The organism is Nocardioides sp. YR527, from assembly GCF_900101045.1.
Lineage (GTDB): Bacteria > Actinomycetota > Actinomycetes > Propionibacteriales > Nocardioidaceae > Nocardioides.
Genome location: NZ_FNFN01000003.1, coordinates 562,805 through 579,037 on the forward strand (window position 1 = coordinate 562,805; position 16,233 = coordinate 579,037).

Annotated in this window: 16 protein-coding genes; 14 read left to right on the forward strand and 2 right to left on the reverse strand. The window is 69.0% G+C overall.

What is annotated here, in order from left to right; all coding sequences use genetic code 11:
• The first annotated feature begins 1 nt into the window (after position 1).
• Genes BLT25_RS11225 through BLT25_RS11265 form a run of 9 tightly spaced genes read left to right on the forward strand, consistent with a single transcriptional unit; the run spans position 2 to position 8,798 of the window.
• Positions 2 to 844: an MlaE family ABC transporter permease gene (locus BLT25_RS11225; protein ID WP_091045581.1), complete on the forward strand. Its 843-nt coding sequence runs from the start codon at positions 2 to 4 to the stop codon at positions 842 to 844.
• Positions 841 to 2,133 carry an MCE family protein gene (locus tag BLT25_RS11230; protein ID WP_091045584.1) on the forward strand — a complete coding sequence of 431 codons (1,293 nt, stop codon included), beginning with the start codon at positions 841 to 843 and terminating at the stop codon, positions 2,131 to 2,133. Before BLT25_RS11225 ends, BLT25_RS11230 begins: the two co-directional genes overlap by 4 nt.
• Positions 2,130 to 3,161, forward strand: coding sequence for an MCE family protein (locus BLT25_RS11235; protein ID WP_091045587.1), 1,032 nt, complete (start codon positions 2,130 to 2,132; stop codon positions 3,159 to 3,161). Before BLT25_RS11230 ends, BLT25_RS11235 begins: the two co-directional genes overlap by 4 nt.
• Complete coding sequence (locus BLT25_RS11240) at positions 3,161 to 4,174, forward strand: MCE family protein (RefSeq protein ID WP_256328550.1); 1,014 nt, start codon at positions 3,161 to 3,163, stop codon at positions 4,172 to 4,174. Before BLT25_RS11235 ends, BLT25_RS11240 begins: the two co-directional genes overlap by 1 nt.
• Positions 4,171 to 5,199, forward strand: a complete 1,029-nt coding sequence (locus BLT25_RS11245) for an MCE family protein (protein WP_091045592.1) — start codon at positions 4,171 to 4,173, stop codon at positions 5,197 to 5,199. The genes BLT25_RS11240 and BLT25_RS11245 overlap by 4 nt, the downstream gene beginning before the upstream one ends.
• Entirely contained in the window at positions 5,199 to 6,569 is a 1,371-nt protein-coding gene (locus tag BLT25_RS11250) for an MCE family protein (protein WP_218131305.1), read from the forward strand. The genes BLT25_RS11245 and BLT25_RS11250 overlap by 1 nt, the downstream gene beginning before the upstream one ends.
• Positions 6,569 to 7,714 carry an MlaD family protein gene (locus BLT25_RS11255; protein WP_091045597.1) on the forward strand — a complete coding sequence of 382 codons (1,146 nt, stop codon included), beginning with the start codon at positions 6,569 to 6,571 and terminating at the stop codon, positions 7,712 to 7,714. The genes BLT25_RS11250 and BLT25_RS11255 overlap by 1 nt, the downstream gene beginning before the upstream one ends.
• Positions 7,711 to 8,295: a hypothetical protein gene (locus tag BLT25_RS11260; RefSeq protein ID WP_143033718.1), complete on the forward strand. Its 585-nt coding sequence runs from the start codon at positions 7,711 to 7,713 to the stop codon at positions 8,293 to 8,295. The genes BLT25_RS11255 and BLT25_RS11260 overlap by 4 nt, the downstream gene beginning before the upstream one ends.
• Complete coding sequence (locus tag BLT25_RS11265; protein WP_091045601.1) at positions 8,292 to 8,798, forward strand: hypothetical protein; 507 nt, start codon at positions 8,292 to 8,294, stop codon at positions 8,796 to 8,798. Before BLT25_RS11260 ends, BLT25_RS11265 begins: the two co-directional genes overlap by 4 nt.
• Before the next feature lie 308 nt (positions 8,799 to 9,106).
• On the opposite strand, the gene BLT25_RS11270 is transcribed toward BLT25_RS11265, so the two are convergent.
• Entirely contained in the window at positions 9,107 to 9,541 is a 435-nt protein-coding gene (locus BLT25_RS11270; protein WP_091045603.1) for an SCO6045 C-terminal-like domain-containing protein, read from the reverse strand.
• Between the two features lie 155 nt (positions 9,542 to 9,696).
• Between BLT25_RS11270 and clpB the strand changes: the two genes are divergently transcribed.
• From clpB to BLT25_RS11295, 5 genes are all read left to right on the forward strand, one after another.
• Positions 9,697 to 12,282 (forward strand): ATP-dependent chaperone ClpB, encoded by a 2,586-nt coding sequence (gene clpB, locus BLT25_RS11275; protein WP_091045606.1) that lies wholly within the window; start codon positions 9,697 to 9,699, stop codon positions 12,280 to 12,282.
• Between the two features lie 195 nt (positions 12,283 to 12,477).
• Positions 12,478 to 13,065 carry a hypothetical protein gene (locus BLT25_RS11280; protein WP_143033719.1) on the forward strand — a complete coding sequence of 196 codons (588 nt, stop codon included), beginning with the start codon at positions 12,478 to 12,480 and terminating at the stop codon, positions 13,063 to 13,065.
• Positions 13,066 to 13,074: 9 nt separating this feature from the next.
• The gene (locus BLT25_RS11285) at positions 13,075 to 13,620 is read left to right on the forward strand and encodes a chloramphenicol phosphotransferase CPT family protein (protein ID WP_091045610.1); all 546 of its coding nucleotides are present in this window, start codon (positions 13,075 to 13,077) and stop codon (positions 13,618 to 13,620) included.
• 131 nt (positions 13,621 to 13,751) lie between these two features.
• On the forward strand, positions 13,752 to 14,801 hold the full coding sequence (locus tag BLT25_RS11290) for a hypothetical protein (RefSeq protein ID WP_091045613.1): 1,050 nt from the start codon (positions 13,752 to 13,754) through the stop codon (positions 14,799 to 14,801).
• 42 nt (positions 14,802 to 14,843) lie between these two features.
• Positions 14,844 to 15,512: a hypothetical protein gene (locus BLT25_RS11295; protein WP_091045615.1), complete on the forward strand. Its 669-nt coding sequence runs from the start codon at positions 14,844 to 14,846 to the stop codon at positions 15,510 to 15,512.
• Here BLT25_RS11295 and BLT25_RS11300 read toward each other — a convergent pair.
• Entirely contained in the window at positions 15,509 to 16,183 is a 675-nt protein-coding gene (locus BLT25_RS11300; RefSeq protein ID WP_091045617.1) for a DedA family protein, read from the reverse strand. The genes BLT25_RS11295 and BLT25_RS11300 overlap by 4 nt on opposite strands.
• Positions 16,184 to 16,233: the final 50 nt, after the last annotated feature.

The window sequence follows — 16,233 nt, forward strand, 5'->3', positions numbered from 1 at the left end:
CATGGCGACCGTCGACGTGGTCAAGAAGCGGTCGCGGCTCGACCGCTCACTTGACGGCTTGGTGCAGACCGGGAAGGACATCCGGTTCTACGGGAAGGTGCTGGTAGGGATCCCGACCGCGATCCGGCACTACCCCCGCGAGATCCTCCGGATCCTCTCCGAGGTCTCCTTCGGCACCGGTGCGCTCGCGGTCATCGGCGGCACCATCGGCGTGATGACGGGGATGAGCATCTTCGTCGGCACGGTCGTCGGCATGCAGGGGTACGCAGCGCTCGACCAGATCGGCACCTCGACGCTCAACGGGTTCATCTCCGCCTACTTCAACACGCGCGAGATCGCGCCGCTGGTCGCCGCGCTGGCCATGAGCGCGACCGTCGGCGCCGGGTTCACCGCCCAGCTCGGCGCGATGCGGATCAACGAGGAGATCGACGCGGTCAAGGTGATGGGCCTGGGCACGATCCCCTACCTGGTCTCGACCCGCGTGGTCGCCGGCTTCGTGGCGATCATCCCGCTCTACGTCGTCGGGCTGCTGACCTCCTACGCGGGCTCGCGGATCGTGACGGTCTACTTCCACGGGCAGTCGGCCGGGACGTACGACCACTACTTCCAGCTCTTCCTGCCGCCCATCGACATCCTGCTGTCGTTCGGGAAGGTGCTGATCTTCTCGGTCCTGATCATCCTGATCCACTGCCGGCTGGGCTTCTACGCCAGCGGCGGGCCGTCCGGGGTCGGGATCGCGGTCGGGCGCTCGGTGCGGCGGACGATCGTCGTCGTCGCACTGCTCGACCTCGCCCTCTCGATGGCGATGTGGGGCGCCACCACGACGGTGAGGATCGCGGGATGACCCAGCCCATAGTGAGCCTGGCGAGGCTTCGCGATGCCTTCCTCGGCCTGTGCTACCTGGCCGTGGTCGCGGCGGTGGCGCTCGGCGCCTGGCTCGCCTACGACCAGACCTTCGTCGACCGCTCCGAGGTGACCCTGACCACCGGCACCCTGGGCAATGCCCTCCAGGAGGGCTCCGACGTCAAGCTGCGCGGGGTGCCGGTCGGCACCGTCCGCACCGTCTCGGCCCGCGAGGGTGGCGCCGAGCTGACCCTGGCGCTGGAGCCGGACGTACTCTCCGATCTCTCGGCCGACACCACCGCGAGGCTGCTGCCCAAGACCCTCTTCGGGGAGCGGTACGTGGCGCTGCAACCGGCCTCGGGGCCGGAGCTGTCGGCCGGCGACGTGATCGAGCAGGACCGCTCGGACGAGGCGGTCGAGCTGGAGCAGGTCCTCGACGAGCTGCTCCCGGTGCTCAAGGCGATCCAGCCCCACAAGCTCAACGCGACGCTGAGCGAGCTCGCCACGATGCTGCGTGACAACGGCGACGACATCGGCGAGGTCTTCTCGGCATGGGCGGACTACCTGAGGAAGCTCAACCCGCTGGTGCCGCAGATGGCCGACGACCTGGCCTCGCTCGGCCGGGTCGCGGGCCACTACGAGGAGGCCGCGCCGGACCTGCTGGACGCGCTGGACACCATGACGGTGACCGCGTCGACCCTGGTCGATCAACAGCAGCAGCTCGCCGACACGTTCCGGTCGGTGACCACGACGGCCGCCGACACCGACCGCTGGCTCGAGCGCAACCGGGAGACGATCGTGGTGCTCTCCGACACCTCGCGCGACGCGCTCCGCGCGGTCAGCCCGTACGCCTCCTCCTTCCCCTGCCTCTTCAGCGCCCTGCGCGACTACGCGCCGGTGATGGCCAAGAACCTCGGCAAGGGCACCGACGAGCCGGGGATCCACGCGCTGGTCAGCGTCTCCGACATCCGGCAGCCCTACCCCTCCGGCTACGTCCCGAAGCTGCGTACCGGCGGCCCCCGATGCCCGTACGTCACCGGCCAGACCGGCAGCCGGCCCGCCGTCACCGGGACGGCCGGCACCGCCGAGCAGATCGAGGCGCCGCCGACGGACCGGGTGCGCACGTTCGGTGCGACCAGAGGTCTGGGCGAGCAGAACTCCCAGGGCGAGAACCAGCTGATCGCCGAGGTGATGGCACCAGCGGAAGGCATGGCACCTGATGAGTATCCGACCTGGTCGAGCCTGCTGCTCGGCCCGACCCTGCGAGGCACGGAGGTGATCGTGCGATGAGGACGGGCAACGGCGGCTCGGTCGCGGTGACGCTCACCAAGTCGGTGGTCTTCGCGCTGGTCACGGTCCTGGCGATGGCGGCGCTGGCGACGACGATCTCCAACGGATCGACCTCGTCGGGGCATACGTTCACTGCGCTCTTCACCGACGTGACCAGCCTCAACAAGGGCGACGACGTGCGGATGGCGGGGGTGAAGATCGGTACCGTCCAGTCCATCGGGCTGCATCAGAACGACACCGCCGAGGTCGTCTTCACCGCGGCCGAGTCGGCGCCGATGGTCGAGGGGACCCGGGCGGAGCTGCGGTTCCGCAACCTGATCGGGCAGCGCTACATCGCCTTGGAGCCGGGGGCGCCCGGAGGGGACCCGCTGAAGCCCGGCTACACGTTCTCGCTCGACGAGACCCAGCCGGCGCTGGACCTGACGATGCTGTTCAACGGCTTCCAGCCGCTGTTCAAGTTCCTCGACCCCGAGGACGTCAACAACCTCAGTGCCCAGATCATCGCGGTCTTCCAGGGCGAAGGCGCGACGGTGGAGTCGCTGCTCTCCTCGACGGCCTCCTTGACCTCGACCCTCGCCGATCGCGACCAGGTGATCGGCGACCTGATCACCAACCTCAACTCGGTCCTCGAGGTGGTCAGCCAGCGCACCGGGATGCTCGACACGACCCTGGTGACCCTGCAGCGGCTGGTCTCCGGGCTGGCCGCCGACCGCAAGACGCTCGGCTCGACCATCGAGGGGATGGGCGAGCTCTCCCAGAGCGTCACCGGACTGCTGCAGGAGGGCCGCGAGCCGCTGCGTGACTCGATCGACTCGCTCGGGGACGTCTCGGAGAACCTCGCCGAGAACGACGAGGCGCTGACGAAGTTCCTGACCACCATGCCGCAGAAGACCGACCAGATCGGCCGGATGGCCACCTATGGAGGGTGGCTCAACTTCTACATCTGCTCCATCGACGGGCGGATCCCGAAACCCGAGGGCTACTACGGCGACCTCGGCGTGGACTCGCCGGCAGGAAGGTGCCAATGATGGCCCGCTATCCGAAGTCGTTCGCCGAACGCAACAAGATCGTCATCGCCGTGGTCGGGATCCTGGCCATGACCGGCGTCTTCTTCGCCACCTTCTACGCCGAGGACCTCCCGGTCATCGGCGGTGGCGACACCTACGAGGCCTACTTCGCCGAGGCCGCCGGGATACGTCCAGGTGACGAGGCGAGGGTCGCCGGGGTGAAGGTCGGCGAGGTCTCCGAGCTCGAGCTCGACGGTGACAAGGTGCTGATCAGGTTCCGGGCCAAGGACGTCTCGCTCGGCTCGCAGACCACCGCGTCGATCAAGGTGAAGACGCTGCTCGGGCGCAAGTTCCTCGCCCTGGACCCGGGCGGCTCGGGCCGACTCCGCGAGCCGATCCCGGTCTCGCGGACCACCACCCCCTATGACGTCAACGCCGCCTTCTCCGACCTCTCCACCACCGTCGGGGAGATCGACATGGCCCAGGTCGAGGAGTCGATGGACGCCCTCTCGGTGGTCTTCGAGGACACCCCCGAGGACGTACGCGGCATGGTCTCCGGCCTCACCCGGATCTCCCGCACGATCTCCTCGCGGGACCAGGAGCTGGCCGAGCTGATGAGGACGACGACCCAGGTCACCGGCACCCTCGCCGAGCGCAACGAGGAGATCGGGCTGCTGATCGATGACGGCGACAAGCTGCTCGAGGAGCTCGCCGCCCGTCGGCAGGCGATCCACCAGATACTCACCTACACCGACGACCTCGCCGAGCAGGTCACCGGCCTGGTCGAGGACAACCAGAAGCGCCTCCAGCCGGCGTTGCAGAAGCTCGACCAGGTCTCCGAGATCCTGCAGCGCAACCAGGACCACCTCGACAAGGCGCTCTCCCAGATCGGCGCCTACTACCGGGTGATCGGCGCCTCGATGAGCAACGGGCCCTGGATCGACGTCTACGGCTGCGGCCTCTTCGACGAGAACAACGCGCCGGTGCTCGACAACGACGTCCAGCGCGACTGCAACCCGGGAGGGAAGAGATGAGACGGATCCTCGCCGGGTGCCTCGTGGTCGCCGCCGTGGGCGCGGTCGGATGGGGTGCTGCGTACGGGATCGAGGAGGGGCGGAAAGGCACGACGTTCTCCGCGCTCTTCGAGGCCTCCGTGGGTCTCTACCCCGGCTCCGACGTGCAGGTTCTCGGCGTTCCGGTCGGCGAGGTGACCTCGGTGACCCCGGCCGGCGAGCACGTGAAGGTCTCGATGACGCTCGACCCCGGCCAGAGCGCCGCGGCCGACACCTCGGCGGTGATCGTGGCGCCGACGCTGGTCTCGGACCGCTTCGTCCAGCTCACCGAGCCGTACGTCGACGGGCCCGAGCTCCGCGACGGCACCGTCATCGAGGAGACCGCGGTGCCCGTCGAGATCGACGACCTCTACGCCTCGCTGACCGAGGCCGGCGATCAGCTCGGTCCCAACGGCGCCAACAAGAACGGCGCGCTCTCCCGGTTCCTCGAGGTGCTCGCGGCCAACCTCGACGGGCAGGGCGCGGACATCAACCAGGTGATCCGGGAAGGCGCCGACGCGTCGGCGACCCTGGCCGACGTCGACCAGGACTTCTTCGCCACCGTCGAGAACCTCGACACCTTCAACAAGACCCTGCTCGAGCACGATGACGGGGTCGAGGCCGCCAACCGCCGGTTCGCCCAGGTCACCGACTATCTCGCCGAGGACCGCGACGACCTGGCCGCCGCGGTCGGCAACCTCGGCGAGGCGCTCGCGCTGCTGGAGTCCTTCATCAAGGACAACCGCGGCGAGATGCGCACCAGCGTCGAGAACCTGCAGGGTCCGACCCAGGTCCTCGTCGACCAGAACGAGTCGCTCGAGGAGGCGGTCGCCACGATCCCGCTGGTGCTGCAGAAGTACGTCAACGCCTACGACCCGGCGACCAACAGCCTCGTCGGCCGCACGAATCTGAACGAGCTGAGCGTCTGGTCCGGCGACGGTCTCACCGGCGAGACCTCCGAGGACGCGCCACCGGTCCTGCTTCCCGGTGTCGGAGAGGAGCAGTGATGTCGAGACCTCTGTCGAGGCCGCTCATGGCCCTACTGGCCACGGCAGCCCTGGCCCTCTCCGGCTGCGGCCTCGGTGCCGTCAGCGGCGGGGTCTACGAGGCCCCGCTGCCCGGCGGCGCCGACGTGGGGGAGGACCCGATCACGCTCAGCGCCGAGTTCAGCGACGTACTCGACCTGGTTCCCCAGTCCAGCGTCAAGATCGACAACGTCGCGGTGGGCCGGGTCTCCAAGATCCGGCTGACCGAGGACGGCCGCAGTGCGCGGGTGTCGCTGGTGGTCAGGGACGACGTCGCGCTCCCCGCCGGCACCACGGCGCGACTGCAGCAGACCTCCCTGCTCGGCGAGAAGTACGTCGCACTGATCCGCCCCGCCAGACCGGTCGCGGGCGATCCCCTGGGTGACGGGTCTGTCGTCGGCCGTGGCGACACCGAGGCGGCCGCGCAGGTCGAGGAGGTGCTCGGGGCCCTGTCGATGGTGCTCAACAGCGGCGGGATCGCGCAGTTCCAGGAGATCTCCCGTGAGATGCAGAAGATCTCCGACGGGCGGCCGGAGGAGATCAAGGCCTTCCTGACCGAGATGGACCGGTTCGTAACGGTCCTCGACTCGCGCTCGGCCTCGATCACCTCCGCGATCGAGTCTCTCAACGAGCTCGCGGTCACGCTGGAGAAGGACAAGACCAAGATCTCCAATGCTCTGGAGGGGCTCTCGCCGGGCATGCAGGTGCTCGTCGACCAGCGTCCGCAGCTGGTCGCGATGCTGGAGGCGCTCGACAAGCTCTCCAAGGTCACCATCAGCACGCTGGACGAGGCCCAGGACGACATCGTGGCCGACCTCAAGCTGCTCGACCCGATCCTCGACCAGCTCGCCAAGGCCGGCTCCGACCTGCCCTACGCGCTCGAGATCCTCTTCACCTACCCGTTCCCCGACGAGGTGCTCAACGCGATCCGCGGCGACTACATGAACCTGTTCATGATCACGAACTTCCGTACTCCTGCCGGCTGCCAGTCCAAGGGCTGCGAGTGGCTGCAACCGGCGGTCGAAGGCGGGTCCGGCGGCTCGGTCAGCTCCCAGTCCGGGTCGTCGGGCACACCGCCCGGACTGCTGCCGTCGACCAGCTCGCCGGTGCCGGGATCGTCCTCGCCGTCGATCCCGGGGGAGTCGATCCTGCCCTCCGATCCCGGCTCTTCCTCGTCCTCCTCGGATCCGTCGGAGTCCGGGTCGTCCTCACCCTCGTCCTCTCCGTCCGACCCCTCCGAGTCGCCCGCGGAGTCACCGACCGAGCCGTCGTCCGGGGCAGGGTCGGCGACCTCCGAGACCTCGCCGGAAGGCGCGGCGAGCGACGCCGGCTCCGTCGAAGGGAGCGACTGATGCAACGGCTGACCGGAGGCGTACGCGTCAAGCTCGGGCTCTTCGTCGCCCTCGCGCTCGTGGGCACGAGCTACGTCGGGGCCCGCTACGTCGGCCTGGACCTGCTCGACGAGCCCTACCGTGTCGACGTCTCGCTGCCCGAGGGCGGCGGGCTCTTCGTCAACTCGGAGGTGACCTACCGCGGGGTGCCCGTGGGAGAGGTGACCTCCCTGGAGGCAGGCTCCGACGGCGTACGTGCCGTGCTGGAGATCGAGGGCGACGCGCCCGCCATCCCCGAGGACGTGACCGTGAAGGTCGCCAACCGCTCGGCCATCGGTGAGCAGTATCTGGACCTCCGCGGTGGCGCGGTGGGCTCCACCCGGCTCTCCGACGGAGACCGGTTGAGTGCGGGGGAGGAGGCATTGCCGTACGACGCCTCCCAGGTCATCGAGACCGGCCGCGACTTCGTCGCCTCGGTGCCCGAGGAGGCGCTGGTGACGACGATCGACGAGTCCTACCTGCTGTCCCAGGGAGCCGGATCGGACCTGCGGAAGCTGGTCGACACCTCGCTCTCGTTCCAGAAGGAGGCCGACCGCAACTTCCTCGTCTCGGCGAGCCTGATCCGCAACTCCGACCAGGTGCTCGCGACCCAGGAGGAGTCGGCGACCAGCATCAAGGCGTGGAGCAACGACCTCGCGCTCTTCTCCTCGACCCTTGCCGACTCCGACAAGGACCTGCGCGACCTGATCGGGGCCGCGCCCGGCTCGGCCACCGAGATCTCGCTGCTGGTCAAGGAGGTCGGCCAGCCGCTCGGGATCCTGATGAGCAACCTGGTCACGCCCGCGACGCTCTTCGGGACGAACGCGTCCGCGCTCGAGTCGACCTTCGTGACCGTGCCCGAGGCGGTCAGCATCGGCTGGGCGATCAACACCTCCAACGGTCCCCGGCTGAGCCTGATGCCGTCGTTCTTCAACCCGCCGCCGTGCGTCGCGGGTTATCAGGGCACCGACCTGCGGGCCGGCACCGATCTGAGCAAGGGCAAGCCGTTCAACACCGCGGCCGGCTGCGATGCCGTGCCCCAACCGAAAACCACGAAGACCGAGACAGCCGAGCCGGGGACGGTTAGCGTCCCCACCACGCTCGCCGGACTGATGGGGGAGCGATGAGCACGACAACGGAGAGACCGACGGAGGCTGCGGTGGTCGAGGTGGAAGCCCCTGACCCACCGTCGAGGCGCGACCGGGTGCTCACCTGGGCCCTCCCGCTGGTGGCGCTGTGCGTACTGGTCGCGGGCGCGCTGACCTGGTGGCGCGCGAGCGGTCACGACCAGGAGATGGTCGACGAGGCCGCCGTACGCGACCGGGTGCTGATCGTCGCGACCAGCCACATCGAGACCCTCAACTCGCTCGACTACCGCAAGGTGGACGAGGGGTTGAAGGGGTGGGCCGCGGTCACGACCGGCACCCTGCACGACCAGCTGACCAGCGTCTCGGAGGAGGACCGCAAGGTCCTCGCGGAGCAGAAGAAGATCTCGACCGGATCGGTGATGGACGCCGCCGTGACCGAGCTCGACGACGACAGCGCGACCGTGATCGCGGCGGTCGAGATCACGGTCCGCGACGGGTCGACCTCCGGCGAGGACGCCGAGCCGACGGTCAAGCGCAACAGGTTCGCGGCCGATCTGGTCAAGGTCGGCGACGACTGGCTCCTGGAGAGCCTCGAGCAGGTAGCGGTGAACATGTCATGAGCACTTCTCTCGTACGCCGCTGGGCGCCCTTCCTCGCCGCGCTCGCCCTGATCCTGGGGCTCGGAGCGTTCTGGCAGGCCGACCGCGAGCGCAACACCGACCACGTCGGCAACCGCGCCGTCGTCGATGCCGAGGCCACCACCGAGGTGCAGTCGGCCGTCTCCACCGGCCTGCTCCAGGTCTTCTCCTACGACTTCTCCGACCCTTCGCCGACCGCCGCTGCGGCCGATGAGTTCCTGGCCGGCGACGCCCGCAAGGAGTACGACCTCCTCTTCAAGCAGCTCCAGGAGAAGGCCCCCGGTCAGAAGCTCGTGCTCAGCGCCGAGGTCCAGGTAGCCGCCGTCAAGTCCCTCGACGCCGACTCCGCTTCGCTCCTGGTCTTCCTCGACCAGGCGTCCCAGCGCTCCACCGACAAGGAGTCGTCCATCTCCGCCGCCCAGATCTCCGTCGAGGCCGCCAAGGTCGACGGCCAGTGGAAGGTCACCGCCCTGGACCTCTTCTGATGCCGAGTCGGCTCGTTATGACGAGCCGACTCGGCACGGATCTCGGTCAGGACGAGCCGACTCGGTGGGGAAGGGTCAGTCGCCGCCGCCTCCGCCGCCGCAGCTCGACCCGCACGAGGAGCTGTTGCACGACGAGCTGTTGCAGGAATTGTCATGGTGGTGGCCGCCGTTGTAGGTGGAGCCGCACGAGCTCGAGCTACAGCTGCTGCCGTTGCGCCTGCGGCGACCTCGTCGGCGATTGCCTCGGCTGCCCGTGATGGCGGCTTGGACGCATCCGAGGATGATCAGGCCGAGGATGACGATGACGATCAGGTTTTCCACGTGGGGCTCCGTTTCCAGGTGCGGCGTCTGAGGTGCCAGATCTGTGAGCCGAGCCCGACGGTGAGCACCCGGCGCCCGGCGATGCCGGTGATCGCCACACGGCGCCGGCCCTCGTAGACCTCGTGCAGGCGGAGCCAGTCGGCTCCGATGGTGGTCAGGAAGTCGCGTACGTCATCGTGGGCGCAGCCCTGCTGCGGGTGCTGCGCGGCCCAGGCATGGAAGCGGGCGCGCCAGTCCGGGAGCAGGTCGAGCTCGGGGGCGGCGTGGTGTGCGGCCGAGGAGCGCTTGTGGTGCAGCACCCGGGTCGTCGCGGTCGTCTGGGCGGCGTCGAACCCCGGCGGCGTACGTCCTGCCAGCAGGTCGTCGAGGACCTCGCGCTGCCGCGCGGCGAGCTGCTCGCGTACCGAGCCTCGGGAGTCCACGGGAGGAGTGTGCCCGATCGGCTTGGGCGGCCGCTGCAATATATAGATGTCAAAGTTGAGTGGAACAGACTCAACTTTGGTTGTGTTGAGATAGATGCGGGTGAGAGGCACTCGCGGCAGACTCAGGTGCGTCCCCAGGAGGAGAGCAGAGACAGATGAGCCAGTTTTCGGCAGACAAGTTCACCACCAAGGCCCGCGAGGCGATCGAGGCCGCGCAGCTGTCCGCCACGACGGCGGGCAACACCTCGACCGAGCCGATCCACCTGCTCATCGCGCTGCTGCAGCAGGACGAGGGCACCGCGACGTCGATGGTCACCAAGTCCGGTGTGGACGCCGAGGAGCTGTCGCGAGCGGCGGCCGCCGACCTCGCCGGGCTCCCGCGCGCCAGCGGGTCCACGGTGCAGCAGCCCGCTGCCTCGGGTGGGCTGACCCGTGTCCTGGCCGGCGCGATCACGCTGGCCACGTCCCTGAAGGACGACTACGCCGCCACCGAGCATCTGCTGATCTCGCTGGCCACGGTCGAGTCGTCGGCGCAGAAGGTGCTCAAGGGCGCCGGGCTCACCGAGAAGGGGCTGCGCGAGACGCTGAAGGCGGTCCGCGGCAACCGCCGGGTGACCTCGCAAGACGCCGAGGACTCCTACGAGGCGCTCGAGAAGTACTCCCAGGACCTCACCGAGGCCGCCGAGCGCGGCAAGCTCGACCCGGTCATCGGCCGTGACTCCGAGATCCGCCGCGTCATCCAGGTGCTCTCGCGGCGTACGAAGAACAACCCGGTGCTCATCGGCGAGCCCGGCGTCGGCAAGACGGCCGTCGTCGAAGGGCTCGCCCAGCGGATCATCGCCGGTGACGTACCCGACTCGCTGAAGGGTCGCCGCGTCCTCTCGCTCGACCTGGCGGCGATGGTCGCCGGGGCGCAGTACCGCGGCCAGTTCGAGGAGCGGCTCAAGGCCGTCCTGGAGGAGATCAAGGCCGCCGAGGGCCAGGTCATCACCTTCATCGACGAGCTGCACACCGTCGTCGGCGCGGGCGCCGGCGGCGACTCGGCGATGGACGCCAGCAACATGCTCAAGCCGATGCTCGCGCGCGGTGAGCTGCACATGATCGGTGCGACCACCCTCGACGAATACCGCGAGCGCATCGAGAAGGACCCGGCCCTGGAGCGTCGCTTCCAGCAGGTCTTCGTCGGCGAGCCGTCGGTCGAGGACACCGTGCAGATCCTGCGCGGCATCCAGGAGAAGTACGAGGCCCACCACGGTGTCCGCATCACCGATGCCGCTCTGGTGGCCGCCGCGACCCTGTCCGACCGCTACATCACCGGGCGGCAGCTGCCCGACAAGGCGATCGACCTCATCGACGAGGCGGCCTCCCGGCTGCGGATGGAGATCGAGTCGTCCCCCGAGGAGATCGACCAGCTCCGGCGCGCCGTCGACCGGCTGAAGATGGAGGAGTTCGCGCTCTCCAAGGAGTCCGACGACGCCTCGCTCGAGCGCCACGCGGCGCTGCGCAAGGAGCTCGCCGACAAGGAGGAGGAGCTGCGCGGGCTGGAGGCACGCTGGGAGCAGGAGAAGGCCTCTCTCGAGGGCGAAGGTGCCCTGCGCAAGCAGCTCGACGCGCTGCGCAGCGAGGCCGAACGGCTCCAGCGCGAGGGTTCGCTGGGGGAGGCCTCGGAGATCCTCTACGGTCGCATCCCCGAGCTCGAGCGGCAGATCGCCGAGGCCGCCGAGGCCGAGGACGAGGTCACCGACCGGCTGGTCGGTGAGGAGGTCGCTGCCCAGCAGATCGCCGAGGTCGTCGAGGCCTGGACAGGCATCCCGACCGGCAAGATGCTCCAGGGCGAGCAGGCCAAGCTGCTCGAGATGGAGACCGAGATCGGTCGACGGCTGATCGGGCAGAAGTCCGCCGTCACCGCGGTCGCCGACGCGGTGCGCCGCTCGCGCGCCGGGATCGCCGACCCCAACCGCCCCACCGGCACGTTCCTCTTCCTGGGCCCGACCGGCACCGGTAAGACCGAGCTCGCGAAGTCGCTGGCCGACTTCCTCTTCGACGACGAGCGCGCGATCGTACGCATCGACATGTCCGAATACTCCGAGAAGCACTCGGTCGCCCGGCTGGTCGGTGCTCCTCCGGGCTACGTCGGCTACGACGAGGGTGGTCAGCTGACCGAGGCGGTGCGCCGCCGCCCCTACTCGGTGGTGCTGCTCGACGAGGTCGAGAAGGCTCACCCCGAGGTCTTCGACATCCTGCTGCAGGTGCTCGACGACGGGCGGCTGACCGACGGTCAGGGTCGCACGGTCGATTTCCGCAACACCCTCCTCATCCTCACCTCCAACCTCGGTTCGGCCTTCCTGGTCGACCCGGTCATGGACGAGCACGAGAAGCACGAGTCGGTCATGGCCGTGGTCCGGGCGTCGTTCAAGCCCGAGTTCCTCAACCGCCTCGACGAGGTCGTCATGTTTGACGCCCTCACGCTGGCCGACCTCACCAAGATCGTCGACATCCAGCTCGGCCTGCTCGAGAAGCGCCTCGCCGCCCGCCGCATCTCGATCTCCGTCACCCCTGAGGCTCGGGAGTGGCTGGCCGAGACCGGCTACGACCCGGCGTACGGCGCCCGGCCCCTCCGCCGCCTCATCCAGTCCGCCATCGGCGACCCTCTCGCCCGGAAGCTCATCGGCGGCGAGGTCTCCGACGGCGGCCAGGTCACCGTCGACCGCGACGGCGACGGCCTCACCCTGAAGTCGTAGCCGAGGCGTCACCCCGGTCGGCCGAGGCGTCACTCCGGTCGGTCGAGTGGGCACGCGGATGCCCACTCGACCGACGTACGTGACGCCTCGGCAATTCAGTTCCGCCGGCGATGCCGCGCTGGGATGATCGGGGCCAGGTACGAGCCGAGGAGTGCCATGTCAGGCGAGATCGAGCGGCGGTCGTCGGACAAGACGATGTGGGTGGTGCTCGCGTCGATGCCAGTCATCGCGGGCGCAATCATCGTCATCGGATCGCTGATGAACGGGGCCACCCTGGATGTCGAAGAAATCAGGTACAGCTTCTACGGACTCGGCATCGCGGCCGCGATCGCGGCACCGATCTACTCCTGGATCGTGTGGCGGACTCGGCGCTTCGCGCGGAAGATCGAAGCAATGTCGCCCGGCGCCGCGATCATCGTCGGAGAGGCCGCCGAGGTGACCAGCGACGATCTGTCCGGGAACCTCGTGCGTCTGGAGTCAGGGTGGCTGCAGACGTCGGCGGTGGTTGTGCTGCCGAACCGTCTGGAGGTGTGGGGCAAGGACGCCGATGAGGCCGACCTGGTCCTCGACCGGAGCCGGCTGCAGGTCAGGACTGTGGACATCTGGGTGAGCGCGTTCAACCGGGGCCACAACTACGTCGGTGTTTGGGCCACCGACGGCGACTACACGATCGTCGTCGTCCCCACCAGTAGGAATGCACGGAGTACGGATCGTGCACTGTCACAAGCACTTGCCGATCTGGGGGAGGACGTCAGCGATCCCCCGCACGGCGCTCGCCAGTAGGTTTGGCACGTGCGCAACGGTCGGATCATCCTGCTCAACGGAGCGTCGAGCTCGGGCAAGAGCAGCATCGGGCGGGAGCTGCTGCCGCTGCTCGAGGATCCGTGGTTCCTGGTGCCGGTCGACGGGATCAGCGGGATGCGGTCGACGGTCCACACCCGCGAGCTCGACGAGGACGGGATCGCGGAGATGCTGCGGCGTACTCGGCTCGGCTATCACCGCACGGTCGCGGCCCTGGCCTCGGTCGGCAACGACGTGATCATGGACTACCCGCTCAGCGAGACCTGGCGGCTCGAGGATCTGCTCGAGGTGCTCGACGGCTACGACGTCACGCTCGTCGAGGTCTGGTGCTCGCCCGAGGAGCTCGAACGCCGAGAGGCCGCCCGAGGTGACCGCCCCGCCGGCCTCGCCCGTTCGCAGACCCTGGTCTACTCGCAGCCGTACGACCTCCGCGTCGACTCCACCACCGCGACCCCGGCGGCGTGCGCGAAGGAGATCGCCGAGGCCCTTCCCGCCCTCACTGGTCCGAAGACGTTCGACCGCCTCCGCAACGGCTGAGGCCGAGGCGTCACGTACGTCGGCCGAGGTGTCACGGGCGTGCCCACTCGGCCAACGGGAGCGACTTCTCGGCCGACGGGAGCGACCTCTCGGCGGGTGGGGTTGGCAGGGATGAGAAAATGATTCCCGACATGTCTGAAACGAAGCTTCCCCGCCCCGGTCAGGCCACCCTCGCCGGGTGGCTCATCGTGCTCGGCTCACTGCTCACCGTGGTGACGGCCTGGGACCAGATCTCCGGGCTGCGCAGCCTGGACACCCGGGAGCGGGTGGAGGAGCTGCTGGCCGAGCCGCCACTGGCCGGCTCGGGGATCGGCCTCGACAACATCCTCGACCTCATGCACGTGATGGCGCTGGTCACCGGCGCCATGGCGGCAGCCGCGGTGATCCTCGGCTGGCATGTGCTGCAGCGCAACAAGCAGGCCCGGCTCGCGCTCACGGTCATCGCGGCGCCGCTCTTCTTCGCCGGGATGTTCGGCGGAGGGTTCTGGTCCACGCTGGCCGCCGTGGCCGTCGTACTCCTGTGGATGTCTCCCACCCGCGACTGGTTCGACGGCGTCTCGCCGACCAAGCGCGAGGCGCTCGACAACGGCGACCCCGACCAGGAGTCGTACGTCGCGCCGGCTCCGCCGGAGACCCCGACCACCGCGACCGGCTCGACCTCCGGACCGGCTCGGCTCTCCCAGCAGCAGCCGCCGCCGTGGACCGGCTCGGTCACCCAGACGACCAAGGCGGCGCCCAAGCGACGCCCGGGCGCCGTGATGGCGGCGGCGGTGCTCACCTGGATCGGCTCCGGGCTGACCGCGCTGATGATGCTCGCCTCGGCGGTGACGGCGACCGCCAACCCTGACCTGATCCTCGAGCAGGTGCGCAAGCAGGCGGAGAGCGACCCGAGGATGCGGGAGGCGGCGGAGCTCTACACCACCGACATCATCGTGGCCTCGGTGTGGACCATGGCCGTGCTGGTGGCCCTCGTGTGCGTCGCCGCCGCCGTGTTCGCCGTCTTCGCGATCCGCCGCAGCTCCTGGGCCCGGGTCGCGCTGATGATCGCAGCCGGCATCTCGGCGCTCTCGCTGCTCCTCTTCGCCCTCGCCTTCCCACCGGCGGTGGTCATCTTCGGTGCCGCGGTCGCGACCTTCTCGTTCCTGCTGCGACCCGAGGTCGCCGCGTGGTTCCGCGGGTAATGACGGAGCGGCTGGCCACCCGGGCCGGATAGGCTCCGCGGCATGTCAGATCAGTTCGGCTCCTTCGACAACCCCTACGGCGGCAAGCCGCCGTTCGAGGGGCAGGAGCCGCCGCCCCCGACGCCGTACGCGACACCCCAGCAGTACGCCGCGCCGCAGCCGACACAGCCGCAGCAGCCCCAGGGATGGGGCCATGCGCCCCCGGCCTACGGTCAGTACGCGATGGGGCAGCAGCCCCCTGCGTACCTCCGCCCTCACTATCCGCAGCCCGATCCCGACACCCGTCCCGGGACGGTGGTCGCGGCGTCGGTGATGACGATCGTCGGGTCGGTGATCGCCCTGCTGATCGCGGTGTTCATGGTGCCGACGGGGATCGCCGACTACAACGACCCGACGTCCTCGGACAAGGGCGTGACGCTGTGGATGGTGATCTGGTTCGCCGTCTGCGGCGTGCTCAGCCTGGTCGCGATCCCGCTCGGGATCATGGTGCTGTTCCGCTCCAAGGTGGCCCGGATCCTGCTCACCGTGGTCGGCTCGGTCGCCGCGCTGCTCTCGCTCCTCACGGTGCTCTACCCCGCGCTGATCATCGCCGCGCTGGTGATGCTGTACGCAGGCAGGGCAGGAAACTGGTTCGCCCGGAGGAAGCCCGTCGACCCGTTGCAGCCGCCGGCGGTGCCGGGCATGACACCGCCGACCCACCAGCAGTTCTAGGAGACGAGCGAGTCGTCCTTGGCGCCGTTGTCGGATCCGCGGACGATCTTGTAGATGCGAAGGCCGACCCAGGCCACCACGGCGACGGCCACGACCACGATGACGATGTTCTGGAAGCGGCCGACGATCGGCTCGACCTTCTCCCAGTTGTCGCCGAGCTGGTAGCCGGCGACGACGAAGATGGTGTTCCAGATCGCGGAGCCGACGGTGGTCAGGAGCAGGAACTTCCAGATCGGCATCCGGGTGACCCCGGCGGGCACTGAGATCAGCGACCGGAAGATCGGGATGAAGCGGCCGAAGAAGACCGTCCAGGCGCCGTACTTCTCGAAGAACGCCTCGGTCTTCTCCAGGTCGGAGGTCTTGACCAGCGGCAGCTTCTCGCCGATCCAGTAGACCCGCTCCCGGCCGATCAGCGCACCGATGAGGTAGAGCGCGAGCGCGCCGACGATCGAGCCGAGGGTGGTCCAGATCAGCGCCTCGGCGATCGTGAACCGGCCCTGGGCGGCGGTGAAGCCGGCCAGCGGCAGGATGATCTCGGAGGGCAGCGGCGGGAAGAGGTTCTCCAGCGCGATGCCGAGCCCCGCACCCACCGGTCCGAGCTTGTCCATCAGGTCGACCGCCCAGCCGGCGACGCCGGTGAGCTCCTCGGGCTGCGTGGCGGTGAGGATCATGAGGCTCTCTTCGAAATCGGTTGGGAAGGGCGGCGGAAGCCTAGCGACCC

Coding starts and splice junctions, on each gene's coding strand:
- BLT25_RS11255 (WP_091045597.1), top strand. CDS start 6,569: ATGCAACGGCTGACCGGAGGCGTACGCGTCAAGCTCGGGCTCTTCGTC.
- BLT25_RS11235 (WP_091045587.1), top strand. CDS start 2,130: ATGAGGACGGGCAACGGCGGCTCGGTCGCGGTGACGCTCACCAAGTCG.
- BLT25_RS11250 (WP_218131305.1), top strand. CDS start 5,199: ATGTCGAGACCTCTGTCGAGGCCGCTCATGGCCCTACTGGCCACGGCA.
- BLT25_RS11225 (WP_091045581.1), top strand. CDS start 2: ATGGCGACCGTCGACGTGGTCAAGAAGCGGTCGCGGCTCGACCGCTCA.
- BLT25_RS11260 (WP_143033718.1), top strand. CDS start 7,711: ATGAGCACGACAACGGAGAGACCGACGGAGGCTGCGGTGGTCGAGGTG.
- BLT25_RS11300 (WP_091045617.1), bottom strand. CDS start 16,183: ATGATCCTCACCGCCACGCAGCCCGAGGAGCTCACCGGCGTCGCCGGC.
- BLT25_RS11240 (WP_256328550.1), top strand. CDS start 3,161: ATGGCCCGCTATCCGAAGTCGTTCGCCGAACGCAACAAGATCGTCATC.
- BLT25_RS11265 (WP_091045601.1), top strand. CDS start 8,292: ATGAGCACTTCTCTCGTACGCCGCTGGGCGCCCTTCCTCGCCGCGCTC.
- BLT25_RS11230 (WP_091045584.1), top strand. CDS start 841: ATGACCCAGCCCATAGTGAGCCTGGCGAGGCTTCGCGATGCCTTCCTC.
- clpB (WP_091045606.1), top strand. CDS start 9,697: ATGAGCCAGTTTTCGGCAGACAAGTTCACCACCAAGGCCCGCGAGGCG.
- BLT25_RS11280 (WP_143033719.1), top strand. CDS start 12,478: ATGTGGGTGGTGCTCGCGTCGATGCCAGTCATCGCGGGCGCAATCATC.
- BLT25_RS11245 (WP_091045592.1), top strand. CDS start 4,171: ATGAGACGGATCCTCGCCGGGTGCCTCGTGGTCGCCGCCGTGGGCGCG.
- BLT25_RS11295 (WP_091045615.1), top strand. CDS start 14,844: ATGTCAGATCAGTTCGGCTCCTTCGACAACCCCTACGGCGGCAAGCCG.
- BLT25_RS11290 (WP_091045613.1), top strand. CDS start 13,752: ATGTCTGAAACGAAGCTTCCCCGCCCCGGTCAGGCCACCCTCGCCGGG.